This window comes from Pseudomonas sp. CCNWLW23 (genome assembly GCF_037095675.1).
Taxonomy (GTDB): Bacteria; Pseudomonadota; Gammaproteobacteria; order Pseudomonadales; family Pseudomonadaceae; genus Aquipseudomonas; species Aquipseudomonas atacamensis.
Genome location: NZ_JBAWKM010000005.1, coordinates 63,303 through 83,738, shown reverse-complemented (window position 1 = coordinate 83,738; position 20,436 = coordinate 63,303). Strand labels below are relative to the sequence as shown.

General features: G+C 60.7%; 25 protein-coding genes. 13 read left to right on the top strand and 12 right to left on the bottom strand.

Going from position 1 to position 20,436, the window contains the following annotated elements; all coding sequences use genetic code 11:
- Nucleotides 1–16 precede the first annotated feature (16 nt).
- Both V8J63_RS09225 and V8J63_RS09220 read right to left on the bottom strand, forming a co-directional pair.
- Entirely contained in the window at nucleotides 17–2,521 is a 2,505-nt protein-coding gene (locus V8J63_RS09225) for an ABC transporter permease (protein ID WP_336463919.1), read from the bottom strand.
- Nucleotides 2,521–3,204: an ABC transporter ATP-binding protein gene (locus tag V8J63_RS09220; protein WP_016770883.1), complete on the bottom strand. Its 684-nt coding sequence runs from the start codon at nucleotides 3,202–3,204 to the stop codon at nucleotides 2,521–2,523. Before V8J63_RS09220 ends, V8J63_RS09225 begins: the two co-directional genes overlap by 1 nt.
- A gap of 10 nt (nucleotides 3,205–3,214) precedes the next feature.
- Here V8J63_RS09220 and V8J63_RS09215 point away from each other — a divergent pair, with 10 nt between their 5' ends.
- The 3 genes from V8J63_RS09215 to V8J63_RS09205 all read left to right on the top strand — a co-directional run bounded on the left by V8J63_RS09215 (nucleotide 3,215) and on the right by V8J63_RS09205 (nucleotide 5,266).
- A complete protein-coding gene (locus V8J63_RS09215) occupies nucleotides 3,215–3,820 on the top strand; it encodes an arylesterase (RefSeq protein WP_071173130.1) in 606 nt (201 codons plus the stop codon).
- A 57-nt stretch (nucleotides 3,821–3,877) separates the two neighbouring features.
- The gene (locus tag V8J63_RS09210; protein ID WP_016770881.1) at nucleotides 3,878–4,171 is read left to right on the top strand and encodes a hypothetical protein; all 294 of its coding nucleotides are present in this window, start codon (nucleotides 3,878–3,880) and stop codon (nucleotides 4,169–4,171) included.
- 123 nt (nucleotides 4,172–4,294) lie between these two features.
- Nucleotides 4,295–5,266 (top strand): L,D-transpeptidase family protein, encoded by a 972-nt coding sequence (locus V8J63_RS09205; protein ID WP_024013783.1) that lies wholly within the window; start codon nucleotides 4,295–4,297, stop codon nucleotides 5,264–5,266.
- A gap of 126 nt (nucleotides 5,267–5,392) precedes the next feature.
- Here V8J63_RS09205 and oprI read toward each other — a convergent pair whose 3' ends face one another.
- A complete protein-coding gene (gene oprI / locus V8J63_RS09200) occupies nucleotides 5,393–5,644 on the bottom strand; it encodes an outer membrane lipoprotei OprI (protein ID WP_003183784.1) in 252 nt (83 codons plus the stop codon).
- Between the two features lie 639 nt (nucleotides 5,645–6,283).
- Here oprI and V8J63_RS09195 point away from each other — a divergent pair.
- Nucleotides 6,284–6,565 carry a GNAT family N-acetyltransferase gene (locus V8J63_RS09195; RefSeq protein ID WP_016770879.1) on the top strand — a complete coding sequence of 94 codons (282 nt, stop codon included), beginning with the start codon at nucleotides 6,284–6,286 and terminating at the stop codon, nucleotides 6,563–6,565.
- 60 nt (nucleotides 6,566–6,625) lie between these two features.
- Here V8J63_RS09195 and V8J63_RS09190 read toward each other — a convergent pair whose 3' ends face one another.
- Both V8J63_RS09190 and V8J63_RS09185 read right to left on the bottom strand, forming a co-directional pair.
- A complete protein-coding gene (locus V8J63_RS09190) occupies nucleotides 6,626–7,702 on the bottom strand; it encodes a 3-deoxy-7-phosphoheptulonate synthase (RefSeq protein WP_016770878.1) in 1,077 nt (358 codons plus the stop codon).
- A 129-nt stretch (nucleotides 7,703–7,831) separates the two neighbouring features.
- Nucleotides 7,832–8,275, bottom strand: coding sequence for a PilZ domain-containing protein (locus V8J63_RS09185; protein WP_217878622.1), 444 nt, complete (start codon nucleotides 8,273–8,275; stop codon nucleotides 7,832–7,834).
- Here V8J63_RS09185 and V8J63_RS09180 point away from each other — a divergent pair.
- The 5 genes from V8J63_RS09180 (at nucleotide 8,274) to cysB (ending at nucleotide 12,230) form a co-directional block, all read left to right on the top strand.
- Complete coding sequence (locus V8J63_RS09180) at nucleotides 8,274–8,660, top strand: thioredoxin family protein (protein WP_073472427.1); 387 nt, start codon at nucleotides 8,274–8,276, stop codon at nucleotides 8,658–8,660. The two genes, V8J63_RS09185 and V8J63_RS09180, sit on opposite strands and share 2 nt — an antisense overlap.
- Entirely contained in the window at nucleotides 8,657–9,613 is a 957-nt protein-coding gene (locus V8J63_RS09175; protein WP_336463917.1) for a putative 2-dehydropantoate 2-reductase, read from the top strand. Before V8J63_RS09180 ends, V8J63_RS09175 begins: the two co-directional genes overlap by 4 nt.
- Before the next feature lie 22 nt (nucleotides 9,614–9,635).
- A complete protein-coding gene (locus V8J63_RS09170) occupies nucleotides 9,636–10,541 on the top strand; it encodes a 5'-nucleotidase (protein WP_024013777.1) in 906 nt (301 codons plus the stop codon).
- Nucleotides 10,542–10,638: 97 nt separating this feature from the next.
- A complete protein-coding gene (locus tag V8J63_RS09165) occupies nucleotides 10,639–11,142 on the top strand; it encodes a universal stress protein (protein ID WP_016770874.1) in 504 nt (167 codons plus the stop codon).
- 113 nt (nucleotides 11,143–11,255) lie between these two features.
- Nucleotides 11,256–12,230, top strand: coding sequence for an HTH-type transcriptional regulator CysB (gene cysB / locus V8J63_RS09160; protein ID WP_016770873.1), 975 nt, complete (start codon nucleotides 11,256–11,258; stop codon nucleotides 12,228–12,230).
- A 9-nt stretch (nucleotides 12,231–12,239) separates the two neighbouring features.
- Here the strand turns inward: cysB and V8J63_RS09155 are convergent, their stop codons facing one another.
- Together V8J63_RS09155 and V8J63_RS09150 are read right to left on the bottom strand one after the other, a co-directional pair.
- Complete coding sequence (locus V8J63_RS09155) at nucleotides 12,240–12,722, bottom strand: GreA/GreB family elongation factor (RefSeq protein ID WP_024013776.1); 483 nt, start codon at nucleotides 12,720–12,722, stop codon at nucleotides 12,240–12,242.
- 2 nt (nucleotides 12,723–12,724) lie between these two features.
- Entirely contained in the window at nucleotides 12,725–13,141 is a 417-nt protein-coding gene (locus tag V8J63_RS09150) for a hypothetical protein (RefSeq protein WP_071173125.1), read from the bottom strand.
- 125 nt (nucleotides 13,142–13,266) lie between these two features.
- Between V8J63_RS09150 and earP the strand changes: the two genes are divergently transcribed.
- A complete protein-coding gene (gene earP / locus V8J63_RS09145; protein ID WP_336463916.1) occupies nucleotides 13,267–14,409 on the top strand; it encodes an elongation factor P maturation arginine rhamnosyltransferase EarP in 1,143 nt (380 codons plus the stop codon).
- Nucleotides 14,410–14,457: 48 nt separating this feature from the next.
- Complete coding sequence (locus V8J63_RS09140) at nucleotides 14,458–15,027, top strand: elongation factor P (RefSeq protein WP_003226785.1); 570 nt, start codon at nucleotides 14,458–14,460, stop codon at nucleotides 15,025–15,027.
- A 91-nt stretch (nucleotides 15,028–15,118) separates the two neighbouring features.
- Here the strand turns inward: V8J63_RS09140 and V8J63_RS09135 are convergent, their stop codons facing one another.
- The 4 genes from V8J63_RS09135 to V8J63_RS09120 form a co-directional block, all read right to left on the bottom strand.
- Nucleotides 15,119–16,129, bottom strand: a complete 1,011-nt coding sequence (locus V8J63_RS09135; RefSeq protein ID WP_130889152.1) for an alpha/beta hydrolase — start codon at nucleotides 16,127–16,129, stop codon at nucleotides 15,119–15,121.
- A gap of 37 nt (nucleotides 16,130–16,166) precedes the next feature.
- Nucleotides 16,167–16,586 carry an organic hydroperoxide resistance protein gene (locus tag V8J63_RS09130; protein WP_007940002.1) on the bottom strand — a complete coding sequence of 140 codons (420 nt, stop codon included), beginning with the start codon at nucleotides 16,584–16,586 and terminating at the stop codon, nucleotides 16,167–16,169.
- Nucleotides 16,587–16,914: 328 nt separating this feature from the next.
- On the bottom strand, nucleotides 16,915–17,370 hold the full coding sequence (locus tag V8J63_RS09125; protein ID WP_073472431.1) for a MarR family winged helix-turn-helix transcriptional regulator: 456 nt from the start codon (nucleotides 17,368–17,370) through the stop codon (nucleotides 16,915–16,917).
- A gap of 76 nt (nucleotides 17,371–17,446) precedes the next feature.
- Nucleotides 17,447–18,403, bottom strand: a complete 957-nt coding sequence (locus V8J63_RS09120) for a LysR family transcriptional regulator (RefSeq protein WP_122746655.1) — start codon at nucleotides 18,401–18,403, stop codon at nucleotides 17,447–17,449.
- 111 nt (nucleotides 18,404–18,514) lie between these two features.
- Between V8J63_RS09120 and V8J63_RS09115 the strand changes: the two genes are divergently transcribed.
- Nucleotides 18,515–19,261, top strand: a complete 747-nt coding sequence (locus tag V8J63_RS09115; protein ID WP_166554492.1) for a sulfite exporter TauE/SafE family protein — start codon at nucleotides 18,515–18,517, stop codon at nucleotides 19,259–19,261.
- Here the strand turns inward: V8J63_RS09115 and V8J63_RS09110 are convergent.
- Entirely contained in the window at nucleotides 19,251–20,105 is an 855-nt protein-coding gene (locus V8J63_RS09110; protein WP_174823892.1) for a LysR substrate-binding domain-containing protein, read from the bottom strand. The genes V8J63_RS09115 and V8J63_RS09110 overlap by 11 nt on opposite strands.
- Nucleotides 20,106–20,202: 97 nt before the next feature.
- On the opposite strand from V8J63_RS09110, the gene V8J63_RS09105 reads away from it, so the two are divergent.
- Nucleotides 20,203–20,424 carry a DUF1127 domain-containing protein gene (locus tag V8J63_RS09105; RefSeq protein ID WP_016770864.1) on the top strand — a complete coding sequence of 74 codons (222 nt, stop codon included), beginning with the start codon at nucleotides 20,203–20,205 and terminating at the stop codon, nucleotides 20,422–20,424.
- The last annotated feature ends 12 nt before the right edge of the window (nucleotides 20,425–20,436 follow it).

The window sequence follows — 20,436 nt, the reverse complement described above, 5'->3', positions numbered from 1 at the left end:
AGACCGCTTGAGTCTATCAACCCTCGCGCAACACTGTCAGCGGGCTGGCGTTCAGCGCCCGACGCGTGCCGAACACACCGGCGCCACCAATCAGCGCGGCGCCAATCAGCGGTAGCACCAGCAGCCATGGATGCGGATGCCACGGCAAATCGAAGGCGAAGCGGTACAGCACCAGACTGACCACCTCCGAACCGATCGCCGCGAGCAGACCGCTGACCGCACCCAACAAACCGAATTCGATACGCCGCGCCTTGATCAGCAACTGCCGCTCGGCGCCCAGCGCGCGTAATAGCGCACCCTGGCGGATTCGTTCATCCAGCGTCGCTTGCAGACCGGAGAACAGCACGGCCATCCCCGCAGCCAGAACAAACAACAACACATATTCCACCGCCAGGGTGACCTGAGCGAGGATGCTGCGCAGCTGTTCGAGCAACGCTTCGACCTGCAGGATGGTCACCGCCGGGAAGGTCCGCGACAGCTCGACGATCTGCTGATCATGCCCTGGCGCCAGGTAGAAACTGGTCAGGTAGGTCGCGGGCAGATCCTTCAAGGTGCCGGGCTGGAAGATCATGAAGAAGTTCGGCTGGAAGTTGTCCCAGTTGATTTCGCGCAGGCTGGTGACCTTCGCTTCGCGATTGACCCCGCCGACGCTGAATACCATGTGATCGCCGAGTTTGAGTTTCAGGCTTTCGGCCACCTTGCCTTCCACCGAAACCCCCGGCACGTCGTCGGACGGCTGGCCGCTCCACCACGAGCCGGCGGTGAGCTTGTTGCCCGCCGGCAGATCTGCCGCCCAGGTCAGGCTCAGGTCACGCTGGATGGCGCGGTCACCGGCCGAGTCCTTGCTGACGATTTGCTGCACCGCCTCGCCATTGATGCTGATCAACCGACCCGGCACCACCGGATACAACGGCGCCGCTTGCGCCGACACCTTGATCAGGTGATCGGCGAAGGCCTGCTTGTCAGCCGGGAGGATATTCAGCGCGAAATAGTTCGGCGCGTTTTTCGGTAGCTGGTTTTGCCAGGTGTCGAGCAGTTCGCCGCGCAGCAGTGCGATCAGCGCCATCGACAACAGGATCAGACCGAACGCCAGCGACTGCCCGGCCGCCGCCAATGGATGCCGCAACAACTGGCCAAGGCCCAGACGCCATGGCAACGAGGCGCGGGCGAGCATGCGGCGCAGGCTTTGCAGCAGCAACAACAGCAGGCCGCCCAGCACCAGCGCGGCGACCACGCCACCGCCGAGCAGGGCGAAGGTCAGCAGCAGGTCGAGGCTCAGACGCCACATGATCAGGCCCAGCGCACCCAGCGCCGCGCCGTAGACCATCCATGTGCTCGAGGGGATCGGCAGCATGTCGCGGCGCAACACCCGCAGCGGCGGCACGCGACCCAGTGCAGCCAATGGCGGCAAGGCAAAACCCGCCAGCGCCACCAGCCCGGTGCCAATCCCGGCCATCGCCGGAAACAGCCCGCCCGGCGGTACGTCACTTGGCAGCAAATCATGCAGCAGGGCGAACAGCCCCAGTTGCGCCAGCCAGCCGAGCAGCGCGCCACTGATGGCGGCAACCAGGCCGAGCACGGTCAGTTGCAGGCTGAACAGCACCATGGTTTCCCGGCGCGACAAGCCGAGGCAGCGCAGCAAGGCACTGGCGTCGAAACGTCGACTGGCGAAACGGTTCGCCGACAACGCCACGGCTACGCCAGCCAGCAATACCGCAACCAGACTGGCCATGTTCAGGTAGCGCTCGGCCTTGCCCAGCGCGCCGCCAATCTGTCGGTTGCCGTCGCGGGCATCCTGGATTCGCTGGTTTGCAGCGAGGCCCGGTTTGATCAACTCACGATAGGTTTCCAGCGTCTGCGGTTCACCGCGCCACAGTTCTCGATAGCTTACCCGGCTGCCCGGTTGCACCACGCCGGTGGCGGCGAGGTCGTCAAGATTGATCAGCACCCGTGGCGTCAGGCTGTAGAAGTTGCCAGCGCGATCCGGCTCGTAGGTCAGCACGCGGGTCAGCTTCAAGGTCTTCATGCCGACGTCGATGTTGTCGCCGATCTTCAGATCCAGCGCGGTCAACAGACGTGCCTCGACCCAGGCTTCACCGGATTGCGGTTCGCCGCCGACTTCTTCCTGGGCAAAGGGTGCGGGCGCGCTCTTCAGCTCGCCACGCAGTGGATAGGCGCGGTCGACGGCTTTGATGCTGGATAACTGAATGCCGTTGTCGGTGGCAATGACGCTGGAAAACTCCACCACTTGCGCATGATTGAGGCGCAGTTCGGTGCCGCTGCGGATTTGCTCCTCGCGGGCCGGCGAGCTGCCTTCAAGGACCAGATCGGCACCGAGAAACTCGGTAGCGCGCAGCATCATCGCGCCATTGAGGCGGGCGCCGAAATAGCCGATCGCGGTGCTCGCCGCGACGGCCACCACCAGCGCAAAGAACAACACGCGCAACTCACCGGCGCGGGCATCGCGCATGAGTTGGCGCAGGGCAAGGCTGAACAGACGCAACAGCGGCAGACGTGCCATCAAGGCTCCAGAGGGGCGACCAGCAGCCCGGCTTCAAGACGGATCAGGCGCCGGCAGCGATGGGCCAGGCGTTCGTCGTGGGTCACCAGCACCAGGGTGGTGCCGCGTTCCTTGTTCAATTCGAACAGCAAGTCGCTGATGCGCTCGCCGGTGTGGCTGTCGAGGTTGCCGGTCGGCTCGTCGGCGAACAGCACGTCCGGTTCGGCCGCGAAGGCGCGGGCGATGGCCACGCGCTGCTGTTCACCACCGGAGAGCTGGCGCGGCGAGTGGGTCAGGCGCTGCCCGAGCCCGACGCGCTGGAGCAATTGCGTGGCGCGCTCGCGGGCATCTTTGCGGCCGTCGAGCTCAAGCGGCAGCATGACGTTTTCCAGCGCGTTGAGGCTGTCGAGCAACTGAAATGACTGGAAGACAAACCCGACGTGCTCGGCGCGGATTCGTGCGCGCTGGTCTTCGTCGAGATTGCTCAGGCCCTGGCCGGCGAGGGTGACTTCGCCGCTGCTCGGCAGGTCGAGGCCGGCGAGCAGGCCGAGGAGGGTGGATTTGCCGGAACCGGACGCGCCGACGATGGCCAGGCTGTCGCCCTTGTTCAGTTCCAGGCTGAGTTCGTGCAGGATAGTCAGTTCACCTTCCGCGCTAGGGACCACTTTGCTGAGGTTCTTCGCGGTGAGAATGCTTGCGCCCATGGAGAATCCGATGCGTGTATGGTTTTTGAGTGCTGGCCTGGCCTTGATGTGCATGGCCCAGAACGCAGCGGCGGGTACTGTCCTGATCGTTGGCGATAGTATCAGCGCCGGTTTCGGCCTGGATACCCGTCTGGGGTGGGTGTCGCTGCTCGAGCAGCGGCTCAAACAGGAGGGTTTCGACGATAAAGTGGTCAACGCCTCGATCAGTGGTGACACCAGCGCCGGAGGCCAGGCGCGGCTGCCGGCGCTGCTTGCAGAGCATAAGCCGGAGTTGGTGATCCTCGAGCTGGGTGGCAATGACGGCCTGCGCGGGATGCCGCCAGCGCAATTGCAACGAAATCTTTCCTCGATGATCGACAGCTCGCGGCAGAGCGGCGCGAAAGTGCTGCTGCTCGGCATGCAGTTGCCACCCAATTATGGCAAGCGCTACACCGATTCGTTCGCCGAGGTTTACGGCAAGCTCGCGGAAGAGAAAAACATCCCGTTGGTGCCGTTTTTTCTCGAAGGTGTCGGTGGTCATCCGGACCTGATGCAGGCCGACGGTCTGCACCCAGCGGCCGGGGCTCAGGGCAAGTTGCTGGAAAATGTCTGGCCGACGCTAAAACCGCTGTTATGAGGCTTTTCTAGTGGCAGGCTTTCGGCTAATGTGGCGCCCCCGAATTTGGAGCCCCCGATGCCGCGTCCTGCCTGGTCCCTGTTTGCCTACCAACTGATCGAGCCTGACGAGCAGCTGGATCTGTTCGCCTGCCAGGAAGTGCGGGTGCATCTGGTGACGCGGCAGCTGGAACTCGGTGGCTCGGCCGATCGCACGCTGTGCGGCACTCTGCTGCCGGCGCAACCGCGCTGGTCGAATGTTGATCGCCGGGTGTTCCAGGATCAGCGCCTGTGCTCGCTGTGCCGGGCGATTCTCGAATCGCAGAAGCGCGGCACCTCGCCGATCTGGCCTGAGCTGCGATTCGAACTCTGAGCGCTCAAGATCAAAGTGTGGGAGCACCCTGTCGCCAATAGCGGTGCTACCTCCCCGAATCCCCAAGCCGCGGTGTACAATCGCGCCCTTATACCCTTGATGATCATGCGAAGGATTTTCCGGATGTTGCCGCGCTTTCCTGCCGTCACCCGCTGCCTGTCACTTGCCGCCCTGTGTGTGGCCGGTCCCGTTGCTGCATTGGAGCTTCCCCTGCCACCACCCGGCGAGGACATCGTCGGCCAGGTGCAGGTGATCAAAGCCAAGTACGAAGACACCTTCGCCGACTTGGGCACCACCTACGATCTGGGCTATTCGGAAATGGTTGCGGCCAACCCGGGCATCGATGCCTGGCTGCCTGGCGCCGGTACCGAGATCGTCCTGCCGACGCGCTTCATCCTGCCGCCGGGCCCGCGTGAAGGCATCGTCATCAACCTCGCCGAATACCGTCTCTATTACTATCCGAAAGGCCGCGACGTGGTGTACACGTTCCCGCTGGGTATCGGCCGCGAAGGCTGGGGCTCGCCGATCGCGCACACCTCGATCATAGCCAAGACACCGAACCCGACGTGGACGCCTCCGGCTTCGATCAAGGCCGAACACGCTGCTGACGGTGATCCGCTGCCGAATGTGGTGCCGGCCGGTCCTGATAACCCGCTGGGGCCGTTCAAGTTCACCCTCGGCACGCCGGGCTACCTGATCCACGGTTCGAACAAGAAGTTCGGCATCGGCATGCGCACCAGCCACGGCTGCTTCCGCATGTTCAACAACAACGTGCTGGAAATGGCCGGCATGGTCCCGGTCGGCACCTCGGTGCGCATCATCAACGACCCGTACAAGTTCGGTCGCAGTGGCGGCAAGGTCTATCTGGAAGCGCACACGCCGCTCGACGACAAGGGCAACCCGTCGGTAGTCGACAAGCACACCGCGGTGATCAACGCGATGCTCAAGCGTGAAGACATCACCAGCAATTTGCGCATGAACTGGGATGTGGTGCGTGATGTGGTCGCCGCCGAAGACGGCCTGCCGGTAGAGATCGCCGTGCCGAATACCTCGGCGCCAATGGTGAGCAGTGCACCGATCGATCTGCAGCAATAAGAGCTGATTGAAAACCCGCCGATGCGTGCAGCGTCGGCGGGTTTTTTGTTGCGCGGGGAAAAGCGCCGGGCACAAAAAAGCCGACCCGGAAAACCGGATCGGCTCGATAACAATCCCGAGGGATTATTACTTGCGGCTAGCTTTTTCCAGCATGCGCAGAGCACGCTCGTTAGCTTCGTCAGCAGTCTGTTGTGCTTTTTGAGCAGCAGCCAGAGCTTCATCAGCTTTACGGTAAGCTTCGTCTGCACGAGCCTGGGAGCGAGCAGCTGCGTCTTCAGTAGCGGTCAGACGTGCTTCGGTTTCTTTCGATGCGCTGCTGCAACCGGTAGCCAGAACTGCGGCCAGAGCCAGAGCAGAGAATTTCAGAACGTTGTTCATCGTGTTCCCCTTCAAGGACTTTCAAATTAAGTGGCTGTCTCCTCACGATTGAGGAAATAGCCGGCGTACATACTACCCATTACTTGTAGTAAGTAAACTGACGTAGCGCAAGAAGCAAAAAAAATTGTAGGCGTTGATTCTTTTTCGAGCAACTTTTAACTGCGCTGTATAAAAAATATCCAGCTGCAAGCCCCGGCGTGAGCGACTCAAACGGAAAAAGTTCCCGCCCTCGTGCGCTGTTTTTGCGACTTCGGCTAAAGTCTTTCTAAATGAATTCGTCCACACTTTTGTTCAGGTTCTGCGAAGCGCTTCGCGTATCTTTGTTGATGTACAGGTGACTTTAAAAAAGGTTGCACGTCTTAAGTCTCAACATTCCGGCAATGTTCAGGCAAACGGCACGCAAAGATTGTCTTGCGGCCGAACCTGCGACCATCGATGCCAATGCACGCAAACCATCCGATGACGAGCGTACCTTGAGCATTTTCGCCAATGGTGCCTACTATTCAGCAGGTGTCAGATTGCGCGAGATCGGTGTGGCTCTTCTCAGTGTCCATCAGGCACGGGGTGGCGTAGATGTTCCTTCGCCGGAAAAACATCGGTAAGGTAGGGGTCACAATTCAAGACCCGCGAGGAGTAGTGATGAGCGAGGCGTTGTCCATCCACCATGACCAGGCTGGTCATCAATTCGAGACCACTGTGGACGGTCATCGTGCTTACCTGACCTACATGGATCTGGGCAAGCAGACCCTGGATATCTACCGCACCTTCGTGCCTAATGCCCTGCGCGGCCGTGGCATTGCCGCAGCGCTGACTGAACGCGCGCTGCAATACGCCGAAGAAATGGGCTACACGGTGATCCCGTCTTGCTCCTACGTCGAGCGCTACATGGAACGCCATCAGCGTCGCGCCGCGAAGATCTGAATCGCACACACAAAAACGCCGGACAATGTCCGGCGTTTTTTTATGCCCGTAAAACGCAGCTTACGTGCGCTGACGCTTCGGCAATACGTCCTTGAGCTTGGCGTGCATGCTGCGCAAGGTGTTTTCGGTAGCGGACCAATCGATGCAGGCATCGGTGATCGACACGCCGTATTGCAGGTCGGCGAGGTCTTTCGGAATCGCCTGGCAGCCCCAGTTCAGGTGGCTCTCAACCATCAGGCCGATGATCGACTGGTTGCCTTCGAGGATCTGGTTGGCGACGTTTTCCATCACCAGCGGTTGCAGGGCCGGGTCCTTGTTGGAGTTGGCGTGGCTGCAATCGACCATGATGTTCGGCTTGATCTTCGCTTTGTTCAGCGCCTGCTCGCACAGGGCCACGCTGACCGAATCATAGTTCGGCTTGCCATTACCGCCACGCAGCACCACGTGACCGTAGGCGTTGCCTTTGGTGGTGACGATCGACACGCCACCTTCCTGGTTGATGCCGAGGAAACGGTGCGGGCTGGACACCGACTGCAAGGCGTTGATCGCCACGGTCAGGCCGCCATCGGTGCCGTTCTTGAAGCCGACGGCCGAGGACAGGCCGGAAGCCATTTCGCGGTGAGTCTGCGATTCGGTGGTACGCGCGCCGATGGCCGACCAGCTGATCAGATCCTGCAGATACTGCGGGGAGATCGGGTCGAGGGCTTCGGTCGCGGTCGGCAGGCCTTTCTCGGCCAGGTCGAGCAGCAACTGACGACCGATGTGCAGACCGTCCTGGATCTTGAACGAGTCGTCCAGATACGGATCGTTGATCAGACCTTTCCAGCCGACGGTGGTGCGCGGCTTCTCGAAATACACGCGCATGACCAGATACAGGGTGTCGGAGACTTCCTCGGCGAGCACCTTGAGGCGATCGGCGTATTCGTGGGCAGCCTTTATGTCGTGAATCGAGCACGGGCCGATCACGACGAACAGACGGTGGTCGGTGCCATCGAGAATGTTGCGAATGACTTCGCGGCCCTTGGTGACGGTGCGCAGGGCGGCGTCGCTCAGGGGGATATCACGCTTGAGCTGATCGGGAGTGATCAGGGTCTCGTTAGAGGCGACGTTTAGGTCGTTGATCGGTAAATCAGCCATCGTTTACTCGTCAGGTCACGGGTGCCGGCCGCCAGCGATCCCCGCGCGGCGGAGCACAGCAGATTTAGCGCGTCGGGGGAGCCGAACCTTAGCGCGTCAGAGGCGGCTCGACAATGGGCAAACCGTGCTTTAGTCCAGCGCTGGCTGCGCAAAAGCCTTGCGCACATTGTCGTGGGAGAACTCTTCGGCGTGCTCCTCGACCCATTGCAGGGCCAGCGCCTGACTATCCTGCAGATCGTCGTGGCTGTCCTGCATGCGCGAATAGCGTTCGATCTGACACACCTGCTCACCCATTCGCGCGCTGAACAGGGTCTGTTCGTCAGTGAAGGCAATGCCCACCAGATAGCCTTTTTTACGGCGCAGACACCAGGCCACGTAGCCCGGGCAACAGAAGTCGGCATTCAGCGTCGGCATGCGTACTTGCAGTGCAGTGCCGTGGCGCCAGGCGCGGTGGTAATTGCAAGCGATGCCGCCGAGGCTGATAGTGTGCAGCTGTTGTCTGGAAATGCATTCAGGCTTGAGTAACGTCAATTCAACCGGCACTTCGTCCGGATGAGGAATGAAACGTCCCATGAGCACAGACTCCCTGTGTCGGCCATCTGACATTGTTTCCCCCAGTATAGTGGTCGAATCCGAGCTGACCGACTTCGACGCCGACCAGCGGCTGCTGGCGATGCGCGGGGTTTCTCTGGTGATCTTCACCAGCGTCGGCTGCGCCAGTTGTCGTTATGCCCGCGAGGTGTTGCCGGGATTGCCGCTGGCGATCGATCGGCTGTGCTGGATCGACGCCGGCAACAATGGCGGCCTAGTCGAGCGTTATCAGGTGTTTCATTTGCCGGCGCTGTTTGTGGTGCGCGACGGCGAGTTCTTTGGCGCAGTGCACAGCCGCCTGACGGTTGCCGAGCTCAACCAGGCAGTGGCACAGGCGCTGGGTCGAATTGCAGAGGAGTTGCCATGAGCGAGACAGTCAGCAAACCGGTGGTGGGAATTATTGGCACCGGTGCGATCGGCGGGTTTTACGGGGTGATGCTGGCGCGTGCCGGTTTCGATGTGCATTTCTTGTTGCGCAGCGAATTTTCCGCCGTGGCTGAGCGCGGTTTGCAGATCAACAGTGCGGTGCACGGGCCGTTGACGCTGAATCCGGCCAATGCCTATTCCGCTGCCGAAGACATGCCGCCCTGTGACTGGCTGCTGGTCGGCACCAAGACCACCAGCAACGCCGGTCTGGCCCCGGCGATCATTCAGGCCGCCAAACCTGACGCAAAAGTGCTGTTGCTGCAGAACGGTCTGGATGTCGAAGACAGCCTGCGACCACTGTTGCCGGATTCGCTGCATCTGCTCGGTGGTCTGTGCCTGATCTGCGTGCACCGCGAGGGGCCGGGGCAGATTACCCATCAGGCCCTTGGCGCGGTGAATGTCGGTTATCACAGCGGCTCGGCCATTGATGAAGTAGCGCGCATGGCGATCGTCGAGGAGGGCGCCGGACTGTTCCGTGCCGCCGGCATCGACTCTCAAGCGATGGCCAACCTGCATCAGGCGCGCTGGCAGAAGCTGGTGTGGAATATCCCCTATAACGGACTTTCAGTATTGCTCGGCGCGGGAACGCAAGCGCTGATGGCCGATGCCGACAGCCGCCTGTCGATTCAGGCGTTGATGGCGGAAGTGGTTCAGGGTGCCAAGGCCTGTGGTTACGAGATCCCGCCCGGCTATGCCGAGTACCTGTTCACCATGACGGAAAAAATGCCCGATTACTGGCCGAGCATGTACCACGATTTTGCACACAAGCGTCCGCTGGAGCTGGAGGCGATCTACGCCCGGCCACTGGCGGCGGCGAACGCGGCGGGCTGCGAGTTGCCGCGCATCGAGGCGTTGTATCGCCATTTGGGTTTTATCGACCGACGCAATACCTGAGTCGGTTGTTCTGGGGGAAGGCATGGCCAATAACATCGATGACAAACTGGTGCTGGCGATTTCCTCGCGCGCCTTGTTCGACCTGAGCGAAAGCCACAAGGTCTACCTGTCGAGCGGAGTCGAAGCCTATCGGCAATATCAGATCGAGCACGAAGATGAAATCCTCGCGCCGGGCGATGCGTTCCCGCTGGTGGAAAAACTCCTGAGCCTGAACAGCCGCCTCGGCCGCGCGCGGGTCGAGGTGATTCTGGTTTCCCGCAACAGCGCCGACACCGGTCTGCGCGTGTTCAATTCGATTCATCATTACGGCCTGGCGATTTCTCGTGCGGCGTTCGTCGGCGGGCGCAGTCCGTATCCGTATCTGAAAGCGTTTGGCTGCGACCTGTTTCTCTCGACCCACGCCGAAGACGTGCGTGCCGCGCTGGACGCCGGGTTCGCTGCGGCAACGATCCTGTCCGGTGGCGCGAGCCGTGCGGCCAGCGATGAATTGCGTATCGCCTTCGACGGTGACGCGGTGATCTTCTCGGACGAGTCCGAGCGCGTTTATCAGTCCGGCGGCCTGGAAGCGTTTCAGGCCAAGGAACGCGAATCGGCACGCGAGCCTTTGCGCGGTGGGCCGTTCAAGGGCTTTCTGGCAGCGCTCAATCTGTTGCAGCGCGAGTTTCCCGATGACGATTGCCCGATCCGCACGGCGCTGGTTACCGCGCGTTCGGCGCCGGCCCATGAGCGGGTGATTCGCACCTTGCGGGAATGGGATATTCGTCTCGATGAGTCGCTGTTTCTTGGTGGCCTGACCAAATCGGCGTTCCTCGAAGCCTTCGCCGCCGACGTGTTCTTCGATGACCAGACCGGTCATTGCGAACTGGCTCGCGAAGTGGTCGCCACCGGCCACGTGCCCCACGGCATCAGCAACGAACCGCCGATCTAGAGCCTTTTCATTCAGGACGTTGCGTCGCACGTCGTACTCGCCAAGGCACTGCTAAGCTGAATCAATCTCCGCCATCGTTGGCTCGCGAGGAGGTCCCATGATTCGCTCAATGCTGTATGCCACCGACCTCGGTCTGTACGCACCGTTCGTGATGCAGCATGCCCTGGCCTTGGCGCGCACCTTCAATGCCGATCTGTATGTAGTACACGCGGTGGAACCCATGGGCCTGTTTGCCGAGTCGGTGCTGCAAAGCTATCTCGACGAACAGGCATTGAACGAATTCCATAGTCAGGGTCTGAAAACAGTCATCGCCAATATCGAACAACGGGTGCTCGACAGCTTTCGTGAAGAACTGGGGGACGACGGCGAACAGGATCTGCAGCGCATACGCGCGGTGCGCGTGCTGCAGGGTGATCCGTCGCAGGTGATTCTCGACCAGGTGCACAAGCTCTCGGTCGATCTGCTGATCGTCGGCAGTCACAGCCATGGTGTCGGTGCGGAAACGCCGTTGGGGCGCACGGCGGCGCGGGTCCTGCAACTGGCCAAGGTGCCGGTCTATCTGGTGCCGCTGATGGAGCGCCGGCGGCGTGAGGATCGCTGAAGCAGGAATAATGGCGTTTTGATAAAAAAGTTCTAGATTTATTCTTCGAACCATTAATATAGTTATATACCGTCGCTGATGCCCGTGGCGTCTACCTGCTTTGAGGGATTGATATGAAGCTTCAACAACTGCGCTACATCTGGGAAGTGGCGCACCACGACCTCAACGTTTCCGCTACCGCTCAAAGCCTGTACACCTCGCAACCGGGCATCAGTAAGCAGATCCGCCTGCTGGAAGACGAGCTGGGCGTCGAAGTCTTCGCCCGCAGCGGCAAGCACCTGACCCGCGTCACCCCGGCCGGCGAGCGCATCATCACCACCGCTGGCGAGATCCTGCGCAAAGTCGAAAGCATCAAGCAGATTGCCCAGGAATTCTCCAACGAGAAGAAGGGCACCCTGTCGATCGCCACCACCCACACCCAGGCGCGTTATGCGCTGCCGCCGGTGATCAGCAATTTCATCAAGCAATACCCGGACGTGGCCCTGCACATGCATCAGGGCTCGCCGATGCAGATCGCCGAAATGGCCGCTGACGGCACCGTCGATTTCGCCATTGCCACTGAAGCGCTGGAGCTGTTCGGTGATCTGGTGATGATGCCGTGCTACCGCTGGAACCGCTGCGTGGTCGTACCCCATGGCCACCCGCTGACCAAGCTGCCGAAGCTGACCCTCGAAGCGCTGGCCGAATATCCGATCGTCACTTACGTGTTCGGTTTCACCGGCCGTTCCAAGCTCGACGAAGCCTTCAGCCATCGTGGCCTGACGCCGAAAGTGGTGTTCACTGCTGCTGACGCCGACGTGATCAAAACCTACGTGCGCCTGGGCCTGGGCGTAGGCATCGTGGCTAAAATGGCGGTCGATACCAAACTCGATAACGACCTGGTGGTACTGGATGCCAGCGAGCTGTTCGAGTCGAGCATCACCAAGATCGGTTTCCGTCGTGGCACCTTCCTGCGTGGCTTCATGTGCGACTTCATCGAGAAATTCGCCCCGCACCTGACCCGCGAAGTCATGGCCAAGGCCATTCAGTGCCACAACAAGCAAGAGCTCGAAGAGCTGTTCGACGGCGTCGAACTGCCCGTTCACTAAACACCCGCTTCAGAGCACCTCGGTGACAGCAAACTGTTGCCGGGTGCCCGCCACCAGAATCTCCACCTCATCGCCCGCGAACTTGCCCAGCAGGCTTTTGCCAAGCGGCGAGCGCGGGGTGATGACGGTGATCGGCTGACCGACCACGTCGACTTTCAGCCCCGCCGCATCCGGCGCCAGAAACAGCCATTGCTCGCGACCCTTTTCGTCCTCCAGACCGAGCAGGGCGCCGACTTCAATGCCGCGATTTTCATCGTAGGCACGCAACGTCAGGTTCTGACACAGCGCCAGTGACTGACGGATTTCCTCAACCCGCTTCGCCTGACCCGCCGCCAGATACGACGCCTCCAGCCCCAGCGTGTCGTACTTGTTTTCGGCGATGTTTTCTTCGTGGGTCGCGGTTTCGTAAGCGGTTTGCGCGGCGCGCTCGGCGATGTCGAGGTCGATGCGCAGCTTGTCGAGAATCAACTGGTGGACGCTGTGTTTGTTCATGATCAATCGCAGAATTGCAAAACGTTGGCGCGGCTCTTTTCGGTCGGCGCGGTCTGGTCCTGCTGCAGCCAGAACTGGCATTTCGGGTTCGACGCATTACGCGAATTGGCGCGCGCCTGATCCAGTCGGGCCTGCTGTTCATTCTTGCGCAGGTTTTCTTCGTACTGTTGGAACAGCGGACTTTGCGGTGGAATGTCCGGCTGAACCTGCACGGGCGCCACAGCCTGGGGATTGACGCGCTGCTGCACCGCTTGCGCGACAGGGGCCAGTTGCTCGGGAAAGATAAAGCGCGAAAGCAGCCAGCAGGTCAGCGCAATCGCCAGGAACCCCAGCCACAGGCCCAGCGCAATGCTGCCGGTCAGATGCAGCGCGCTAAGCTGAACAGGCAAGGGACGACGGGGATTGGGACGGTAGGGCATGGCGGCCTCCTGGCGGATGGTTGCGGGCAAGCGGCGATTGTCGCACGAAGATTAATCGCCGTCGGCTCTTCTGCGCGAGCGCATTTATGCGGACAATCGAGGTTTTTTGCCAACGGGAGAACGGCATGCCTGAAGCGAAACCCCGCTGGGACATTTTCTGCACCGTGGTCGATAACTTCGGTGACATCGGCGTAACCTGGCGCCTGGCCCGGCAGCTGGTGGCCGAGCATGCCTTGCCGGTGCGCCTGTGGGTGGATGATCTGCGCGCGTTCGAGCGCCTCTGTCCTGAGATCGATGTCGATGTTGTGCAGCAGTGGCAGCAGGGCGTCGAGGTGCATCAGTGGCCGAGCGAATGGCTGCACGCCGAGGCGGCCGACGTAGTCATCGCCGCCTTCGCCTGCCAACTGCCCACTGATTACATGGACAGCATGGCCGCACGGGAAACGCCACCGCTGTGGCTCAACCTCGATTATCTCAGCGCCGAAGACTGGGTCACCGGCTGCCACGGCTTGCCGTCGGTAAAATACAAAACGGTGCAGAAGTTCTTCTTCTTTCCGGGCTTCAAGCCGGGCACCGGTGGCCTGCTGCGCGAACGCGGACTGCTCGAACAGCGTCGGCAGTTTCAGCAGCATCGGCCGGCCCAGCGACATTTCCTGCAAGCCTTGGGTATCGATCCTGCTCCGGACGCGCAACTGATCTCGCTGTTTGCTTATGAAAACCCCGGGCTGGCCAGTTGGCTGGACGTGTTGGCGGCCGATGCACGGCCGACTCACCTGCTGGTGCCGGAAGGGCGAATTATCGGCGATGTGGCGCGCTGGCTGGGCGTTGAAACCTTGATGGTCGGCGCGATTCACGTGCGCGATTCGCTCACCGTGCAAGTGCTGCCGTTCGTCCGTCAGGACCAATACGACCATCTGCTCTGGTGCTGCGATTTCAACGCGGTGCGCGGTGAAGACTCATTCGTTCGCGCGCAATGGGCGGGGCGGCCGATGCTCTGGCACATCTATCAGCAGGACGATGACATCCATCTGGACAAGCTCGACGCTTTCCTCGCGCTCTACACTCACGGCCTTTCACCCGCTGCGGCGCAGGCGATGAACGGTCTGTGGCGAGCATGGAGCGCCGGGCAACCGATCGGCGAGCACTGGCTGGCGGTGCGAAATCATTGGCCGGAACTCGAGGAGAACGCCGAAGCATGGTGTCTGGAACAGGCCTTGCAGGCGGATCTTGCCACGGCGCTGGTACAGTTTTATGTAAATTGGATATGATACGCGGCCTAGATTTTTGTAAATCCCATCCAAATTCGGATATTCGCAATGAAAACTGGTAAAGAACTCAAACCCGGTACCGTGATCCGTATCGACAACGATCCTTGGCTGGTTCAGAAAGCTGAATTCACCAAGTCGGGCCGTAACAGCGCGATCATGAAGACCAAGCTGAAGAACCTGCTGACCGGTTACAAGACCGAAACCGTTTACGGTGCGGACGACAAACTGGACGACGTGATCCTGGATCGTAAAGAAGCCACCCTGTCGTTCATCAGCGGTGACACCTACACGTTCATGGACACCACTGACTACACCATGTACGAGCTGAACGCCGAAGATATCGAAAGCGTTCTGCCTTTCGTTGAAGAAGGCATGACCGACGTTTGCGAAGCCGTGTTCTTCGAAGAGCGTCTGGTTTCCGTAGAACTGCCGACCACCATCGTGCGTCAGGTTGACTACACCGAAGGCTCCGCTCGCGGTGACACTTCCGGCAAGGTGATGAAGCCTGCCAAACTGAAGAACGGTACCGAGCTGTCGGTTGCCGACTTCATCGAAATCGGCGACATGATCGAGATCGATACCCGCGAAGGCGGTTCCTACAAAGGCCGTGCGAAATAAGCACTGCTTTTTGCGGAAAGAAAAAACCCGACCATTGAGTCGGGTTTTTTTGTGCCTGTAAGAAACACTCGCTCCCACAATGGGACGGTGATTACTTCAAGTGTTGCTTCAGCGCTTCAGAAGCCTGCAACATCGCCGAACGCACCGCCGGTACCTGGCTGACCACGTTGAGCAAACCGTAGTCGTGGATCATGCCGTTGTAGCGCACCGATGTTACCGGAACCCCGGCTTCGTCGAGTTTGCGCGCATAGGCTTCGCCTTCATCACGCAACACGTCGGCGCTGGCAGTCTGCACCAGTGCAGGCGGCAGGCCTTTGAGCTGTGCGGTGGTGGCGCGCAGCGGTGAGGCGTAGATCTCGTTGCGCTGCTTGGCGTCGGTGGTGTAGTTGTCCCAGAACCACTTCATCATGTTGCGGGTGAGGAAGTGCCCTTCGGCGTACTGGTTGTACGAACCGGTGTCGAAGTTGGCATCGGTCACCGGCCACAGCAGCACCTGGAATTTGATCGCCGGAGTGCCCTTGTCCTTGGCCATCAGCGCAACCACTGCGGCCATGTTGCCGCCGACGCTGTTGCCGGCCACGGCCAGGCGCTTGCCGTCGACATTGATCTCTTTGCCATGTTCCGCCACCCACTTGGTCGCAGCGTAGGCCTGGTTGATCGCCACCGGGTAATGCGCTTCCGGCGAAGGGGTGTAATTGACGAACACCGCCGCCGCCCCCGAACCGACCACGAGATCGCGCACCAGACGTTCGTGAGTCGGGAAGTCCCCCAGCACCCAGCCGCCGCCGTGGAAGAACATGAACACCGGCAGCTCACCCTTGACCCCGGCCGGCCGGACGATGGTCAGGCTCAGCGGTTGGCCATCGACCTGGATGGTCTTCTCGCTGACATCGGCTTTGGGCAACGTCAACTTGACCCCGGACTGCGCGCCGACCAGCACGGCGCGGGCATCCTTGGGTGACAGCTGCTCGATCGGCTTGCCGCTGCCTGAATTCAGCGCATCGAGGAATGCCTGGGTGTTTTGTTCGACATCACCGGCGAAAGCGCTGTGTACCGACAGGGCGAGAAGGGTACCGGTCAAGACTTTGCTGAAGGTGTTCATGTTCATTTTTCCTTGTTCGGGCCGGGGGCTTGAGTGATTACACAGTCACGTGCAGACGCACATCGACGTTGCCACGGGTGGCGTTGGAGTACGGGCAGACCTGGTGAGCGGCGTCGACCAGCGACTGCGCATCGGCTTGTTCCAGGCCCGGCAGGCTGATGTGCAAATCAATGTCCAGACCGAAACCGCCAGGAATCTGACCGATGCCGACATGCGCGGTGATTGACGCGTCGTCAGGAATCTTGCGCTTGGTCTGGCTGGCGACGAATTTCAGTGCGCCGATGAAGCAGGCCGAGTAACCGGCAGCGAACAGTTGCTCAGGGTTGGTCGCCGCACCGCCAGCACCGCCGAGTTCTTTCGGGGTGGCCAGTTTGACGTCGAGTACGTTGTCGCTGGAGATCGCACGACCGTCACGGCCGCCAGTGGAAGTTGCGATTGCGGTGTAGAGAGTTTGCATGGTGTGAGCCTCATTGGTTGCGTTTTTGCGCGCTAATTGTTTGCGCGCTAAGTAGGTGTGAAGAGAATGTATAGCGCTAATGTTTAGCGCGCAAGATAAATTTTTAATAAAAATCGCATTTTGTTCAAGGGCATAGCGTGGAAGGGGCGGTTAAGGCTTGATTTAGAGCGCTTGACGAGGGAATGCAGGCGGGAAAAATATTTTTATTGGCGCTGAAATCACTGTGGGAGCGAGCCTGCTCGCGAAGGCGGTGGAACATTCAACGACTCGCTGTCTGATCGGACGCTTTCGCGAGCAGGCTCGCTCCCACAGGGGAATGTAGCGGGGCTTAATTCAGGCTGTCTTGCAGATGTCCGCGCAGCGCTTGCAGCTCGGCCTGCAACTTCTGCAGACGTTCAAGGGTGAAGCCACTGGCGCCAAGGATGCACTGCGGCACGGTCTGCGCCTTGTCACGCAAGGCGCGGCCTGCTGCGGTCAGTTCGACAATCACCACCCGCTCATCTTCGCGACTGCGGGTGCGGCTGAGCAGGCCTTCGGCTTCCAGGCGTTTGAGCAATGGCGTCAGCGATCCCGGATCGGTCAGCAGGCGTGCGCTGATTTCTCCGACAGTCAGACCGTCCTTCTCCCACAACACCATCATCGCCAGATACTGCGGATAGGTCAGGCCCAGCGCCTGCAACAGCGGCTTGTAGACCTTGGTCATCATCAGCGAGGTCGAGTGCAGGGCGAAGCACGCCTGATTGTCGAGCAGAAGGTCGTCGCAGTTGTCGCGTTCGCAAGTCATTGTCAAAGCCTTGATCGTTGATCGTTTTTTAATCTAGCGCTCGAATCTTTAAGGCGCCAGATAAATATGTCCGGCGTCAGTGCCGGGCGAATTGCCGTTGCAACGCCAGATCCCACGGCGGCACCGGGCTGAAGCGGGTTTTCAGGTATTCCAGCAACAACCGACTGCGCGAATGGACCTGCTGTTCCATGCGCAGCGCGTAAATACCGGTGGACTCCGGCGGCGGCAGGCCGTTTTCGCAGAACAGTGGCACCAGTTCGCCACGCAGCAAGTATTCGCTGGCCAGCCAGGTCGGCAAGTGTGCGACGCCCAGACCCGCCGCCGCGCCACACACCAGGGCCTCGGCATTGTTGGCACTCAGCCGCACCCGCGATGGCCGGTGCAATTGCATTTGCCCGTCCACTTCGAATTTCCAGGCAAACGGCGGCGCAAGGCCCTCCCAGTCGAGCCCGTCGTGTTCACTCAACTGCGCCGGGTGCTCGGGCACGCCGCGCTGCTTGAGATAGTCAGGGCTGGCGCAGGCGACGCGGACCATGCTCGCCAATGGCGTGGCGACCAGGCGCGAGTCAGCCAACTGGCCGGTACGCAGCACCAGATCGACCTTGCCCAGGCTGCTGCCGGCCATGTCGCTGAAGCTGTCGATCAGATGCATCTGCACATCCAGTCCCGGGTACAGCAGGAGAAAATCGGCAATCACCGGCGCCAGATGCCGCCGCCCGAAGGCTGCTGGCGCATCGATGCGGATCAGGCCTTCCGGTGCACTGCTTAACGACACCGCTTCGGCCCGCGCCAGTTGCAACTCGGCGATGATCCGTCGCGCCCGCTCGGCAAAGGCCAGGCCGGCCGAAGTCGGCAGCACGGCATGGGTGCTGCGCACGAACAGCTGACTGCCGACGGCACTTTCCAGGCTATCGATGCGCCGCGCCACGGCGGAAGGCGTCAGCGGATGGCGGCGCGAAGCGGCAGAAAAGCTGCCACTCTCCAGCACATCGAGAAACAGGCCGAGCTGATCGGTCAATTGGTTGGGATTCATGGAAACCACGCTTGTGCAAAATCGGCATAGCCATTGTGCGTTGCTATGCGTTTCCCCGCTAGGCGCGAGTGCGTAGCATTGGCCGCCTGTCGTTAGAGGATTACCGTTGTGATGGATTTTCTGTTGTACCTGCTGTTCGGCGCCGCCCTGGGCACATTGGGCGGGATCTTTGGCATTGGCGGTGGCTTGATTGCGATTCCGTTGCTTGGCGTATGGTTTGGGCTTGATCAGCAGATCGCCCAGGGCACGGCGCTGGTGATGGTGGTACCGAACGTGATGCTGGCGCTGTGGCGTTATCACCAGCGCAATCGCATCGAACTGCGCCATGCGCTGCCGTTGGCGGTGATGGGTTTCTGCTTTGCCTGGCTTGGCTCGATCTGGGCGGTGGGCATTGATGCGCAGACCATGCGCATCGGATTTGTTGCCTTTCTGGTGGCGCTGTCGGCCTACAACCTGTTGAAGATGTTCGGTCCGCGACCAGCGCCGACTGCCGAGATGCGCTATTCGTGGCCGTGGTTGGGCGTGCTCGGCGCCGCCTCGGGGACCATGGGCGGCTTGTTCGGCGTCGGCGGCGCGGTGGTGGCGACGCCGGTGCTGACCAGCCTGTTCGGCACCAGCCAAGTGGTTGCTCAGGGATTGTCGCTGGCGCTGGCCCTGCCGAGCACTGGCGTAACCCTGGTGACCTATGCGGTGCACCACGAAGTCGACTGGATGATCGGCCTGCCTCTGGCGGTCGGAGGTCTGCTCAGCATCAGTTGGGGCGTGAAAGTTGCCCACGCCATGCCGGAAAAACTCCTGCGTGGGCTGTTCTGCGGTTTTCTGGTGCTGTGTGCGGTGATGCTCGCGTTTAAAGTTTGAAGCCCTCGACGATGTGCTCGGCCAGGCACTCGGTGATCGGCGACGGGTTGTTCAGATTGCGGATCAGCATGATGCTCGCCTCGGGCAGCAGTGGCAGGTCTTCGGCGGCGCCAAGGATGCGCATGTCCGGGGTGATCAGACTCTCCAGTTGCGCGGTGATCGCCAGCCCTGCGCTGACCACAGCCATCAGCGCCGACAGGCTGCTGCTGTTGTAGGCGATGCGGTAATCGCGGCCCATCGCGTCCAGCGCATTGCACGCCCACAGGCGGCAGAAACAATCACTGTTGAACATCGCCAGGGGCAGCGGCGTCTGTTCGTGGGCGCTGAAGTTCTGCGCCTCGGCCCAGACAAAGCGCTCCTTGCGCAGCAACTGGCCGATCTCGTTGCCCGGCTCACGGGTGACGATCGACAAGTCCAGATCAGTGCGCTGCAACAGTTGTTTGGTCGATTCGCAATGCACTTCGATCTGGATCAGCGGATAGAACTGCGCGAACCGCGACAGGATCCCCGGCAGAAAACGCATCACATAATCATCCGGCGTACCGATGCGCACGGTGCCGACCATGTGCGGCTCGCGCAGGGTGTTGAACACCTCACTGTGCAGTTTGAGGATGCGCCGCGCATAACCAAGCAGCACTTGGCCTTCAGCCGTAAGCCGCACCTGACGGCCATCGCGCTCGAACAGCTGGCGCTGCAACACGTCTTCTTCCAGACGTTTCATCTGCATGCTCACCGCCGACTGGGTGCGGTTGACCATCTCGCCGGCACGGGTGAAACCGCCCTGATCGGCAATCGCGACAAAGGTGCGCAGGACATCGGTATCGATACTGGGGTAGGCGGACAATTGATGAATCTCCGTGATGCATGCCATCAGAAACATTCGTTGGATTGATCTTAGCGCTGGCGCGAGACTTGAGCCATCCACAAAAGGAGGCAAGGCGATGAAAGGTCAAAGAGAGTATGCAAGCCAAGAACAGCTGTCCGGCCATGGCCATATCGTGTCCGATCTGCTGCACAAATTCAGCCGTTGGTATGAGCTGCATCGTGAACGGGAAATGCTCGCCGGTCTGAGCGATGAGGCGCTGAAGGACATCGGCATCAGCCGCGCCGATGTCGAACACGAAACCGTGCGGCCGTTCTGGGACGACCCGATGCATAAATGATGAGGCTATCGC

Excerpts from the sequence above, each read along its gene's own strand:
- V8J63_RS09225 (WP_336463919.1), bottom strand. The coding sequence starts at position 2,521 with ATGGCACGTCTGCCGCTGTTGCGTCTGTTCAGCCTTGCCCTGCGCCAA.
- V8J63_RS09220 (WP_016770883.1), bottom strand. The coding sequence starts at position 3,204 with ATGGGCGCAAGCATTCTCACCGCGAAGAACCTCAGCAAAGTGGTCCCT.
- V8J63_RS09215 (WP_071173130.1), top strand. The coding sequence starts at position 3,215 with ATGCGTGTATGGTTTTTGAGTGCTGGCCTGGCCTTGATGTGCATGGCC.
- V8J63_RS09210 (WP_016770881.1), top strand. The coding sequence starts at position 3,878 with ATGCCGCGTCCTGCCTGGTCCCTGTTTGCCTACCAACTGATCGAGCCT.
- V8J63_RS09205 (WP_024013783.1), top strand. The coding sequence starts at position 4,295 with ATGTTGCCGCGCTTTCCTGCCGTCACCCGCTGCCTGTCACTTGCCGCC.
- oprI (WP_003183784.1), bottom strand. The coding sequence starts at position 5,644 with ATGAACAACGTTCTGAAATTCTCTGCTCTGGCTCTGGCCGCAGTTCTG.
- V8J63_RS09195 (WP_016770879.1), top strand. The coding sequence starts at position 6,284 with ATGAGCGAGGCGTTGTCCATCCACCATGACCAGGCTGGTCATCAATTC.
- V8J63_RS09190 (WP_016770878.1), bottom strand. The coding sequence starts at position 7,702 with ATGGCTGATTTACCGATCAACGACCTAAACGTCGCCTCTAACGAGACC.
- V8J63_RS09180 (WP_073472427.1), top strand. The coding sequence starts at position 8,274 with ATGAGCACAGACTCCCTGTGTCGGCCATCTGACATTGTTTCCCCCAGT.
- V8J63_RS09185 (WP_217878622.1), bottom strand. The coding sequence starts at position 8,275 with ATGGGACGTTTCATTCCTCATCCGGACGAAGTGCCGGTTGAATTGACG.
- V8J63_RS09175 (WP_336463917.1), top strand. The coding sequence starts at position 8,657 with ATGAGCGAGACAGTCAGCAAACCGGTGGTGGGAATTATTGGCACCGGT.
- V8J63_RS09170 (WP_024013777.1), top strand. The coding sequence starts at position 9,636 with ATGGCCAATAACATCGATGACAAACTGGTGCTGGCGATTTCCTCGCGC.
- V8J63_RS09165 (WP_016770874.1), top strand. The coding sequence starts at position 10,639 with ATGATTCGCTCAATGCTGTATGCCACCGACCTCGGTCTGTACGCACCG.
- cysB (WP_016770873.1), top strand. The coding sequence starts at position 11,256 with ATGAAGCTTCAACAACTGCGCTACATCTGGGAAGTGGCGCACCACGAC.
- V8J63_RS09155 (WP_024013776.1), bottom strand. The coding sequence starts at position 12,722 with ATGAACAAACACAGCGTCCACCAGTTGATTCTCGACAAGCTGCGCATC.
- V8J63_RS09150 (WP_071173125.1), bottom strand. The coding sequence starts at position 13,141 with ATGCCCTACCGTCCCAATCCCCGTCGTCCCTTGCCTGTTCAGCTTAGC.
- earP (WP_336463916.1), top strand. The coding sequence starts at position 13,267 with ATGCCTGAAGCGAAACCCCGCTGGGACATTTTCTGCACCGTGGTCGAT.
- V8J63_RS09140 (WP_003226785.1), top strand. The coding sequence starts at position 14,458 with ATGAAAACTGGTAAAGAACTCAAACCCGGTACCGTGATCCGTATCGAC.
- V8J63_RS09135 (WP_130889152.1), bottom strand. The coding sequence starts at position 16,129 with ATGAACACCTTCAGCAAAGTCTTGACCGGTACCCTTCTCGCCCTGTCG.
- V8J63_RS09130 (WP_007940002.1), bottom strand. The coding sequence starts at position 16,586 with ATGCAAACTCTCTACACCGCAATCGCAACTTCCACTGGCGGCCGTGAC.
- V8J63_RS09125 (WP_073472431.1), bottom strand. The coding sequence starts at position 17,370 with ATGACTTGCGAACGCGACAACTGCGACGACCTTCTGCTCGACAATCAG.
- V8J63_RS09120 (WP_122746655.1), bottom strand. The coding sequence starts at position 18,403 with ATGAATCCCAACCAATTGACCGATCAGCTCGGCCTGTTTCTCGATGTG.
- V8J63_RS09115 (WP_166554492.1), top strand. The coding sequence starts at position 18,515 with ATGGATTTTCTGTTGTACCTGCTGTTCGGCGCCGCCCTGGGCACATTG.
- V8J63_RS09105 (WP_016770864.1), top strand. The coding sequence starts at position 20,203 with ATGAAAGGTCAAAGAGAGTATGCAAGCCAAGAACAGCTGTCCGGCCAT.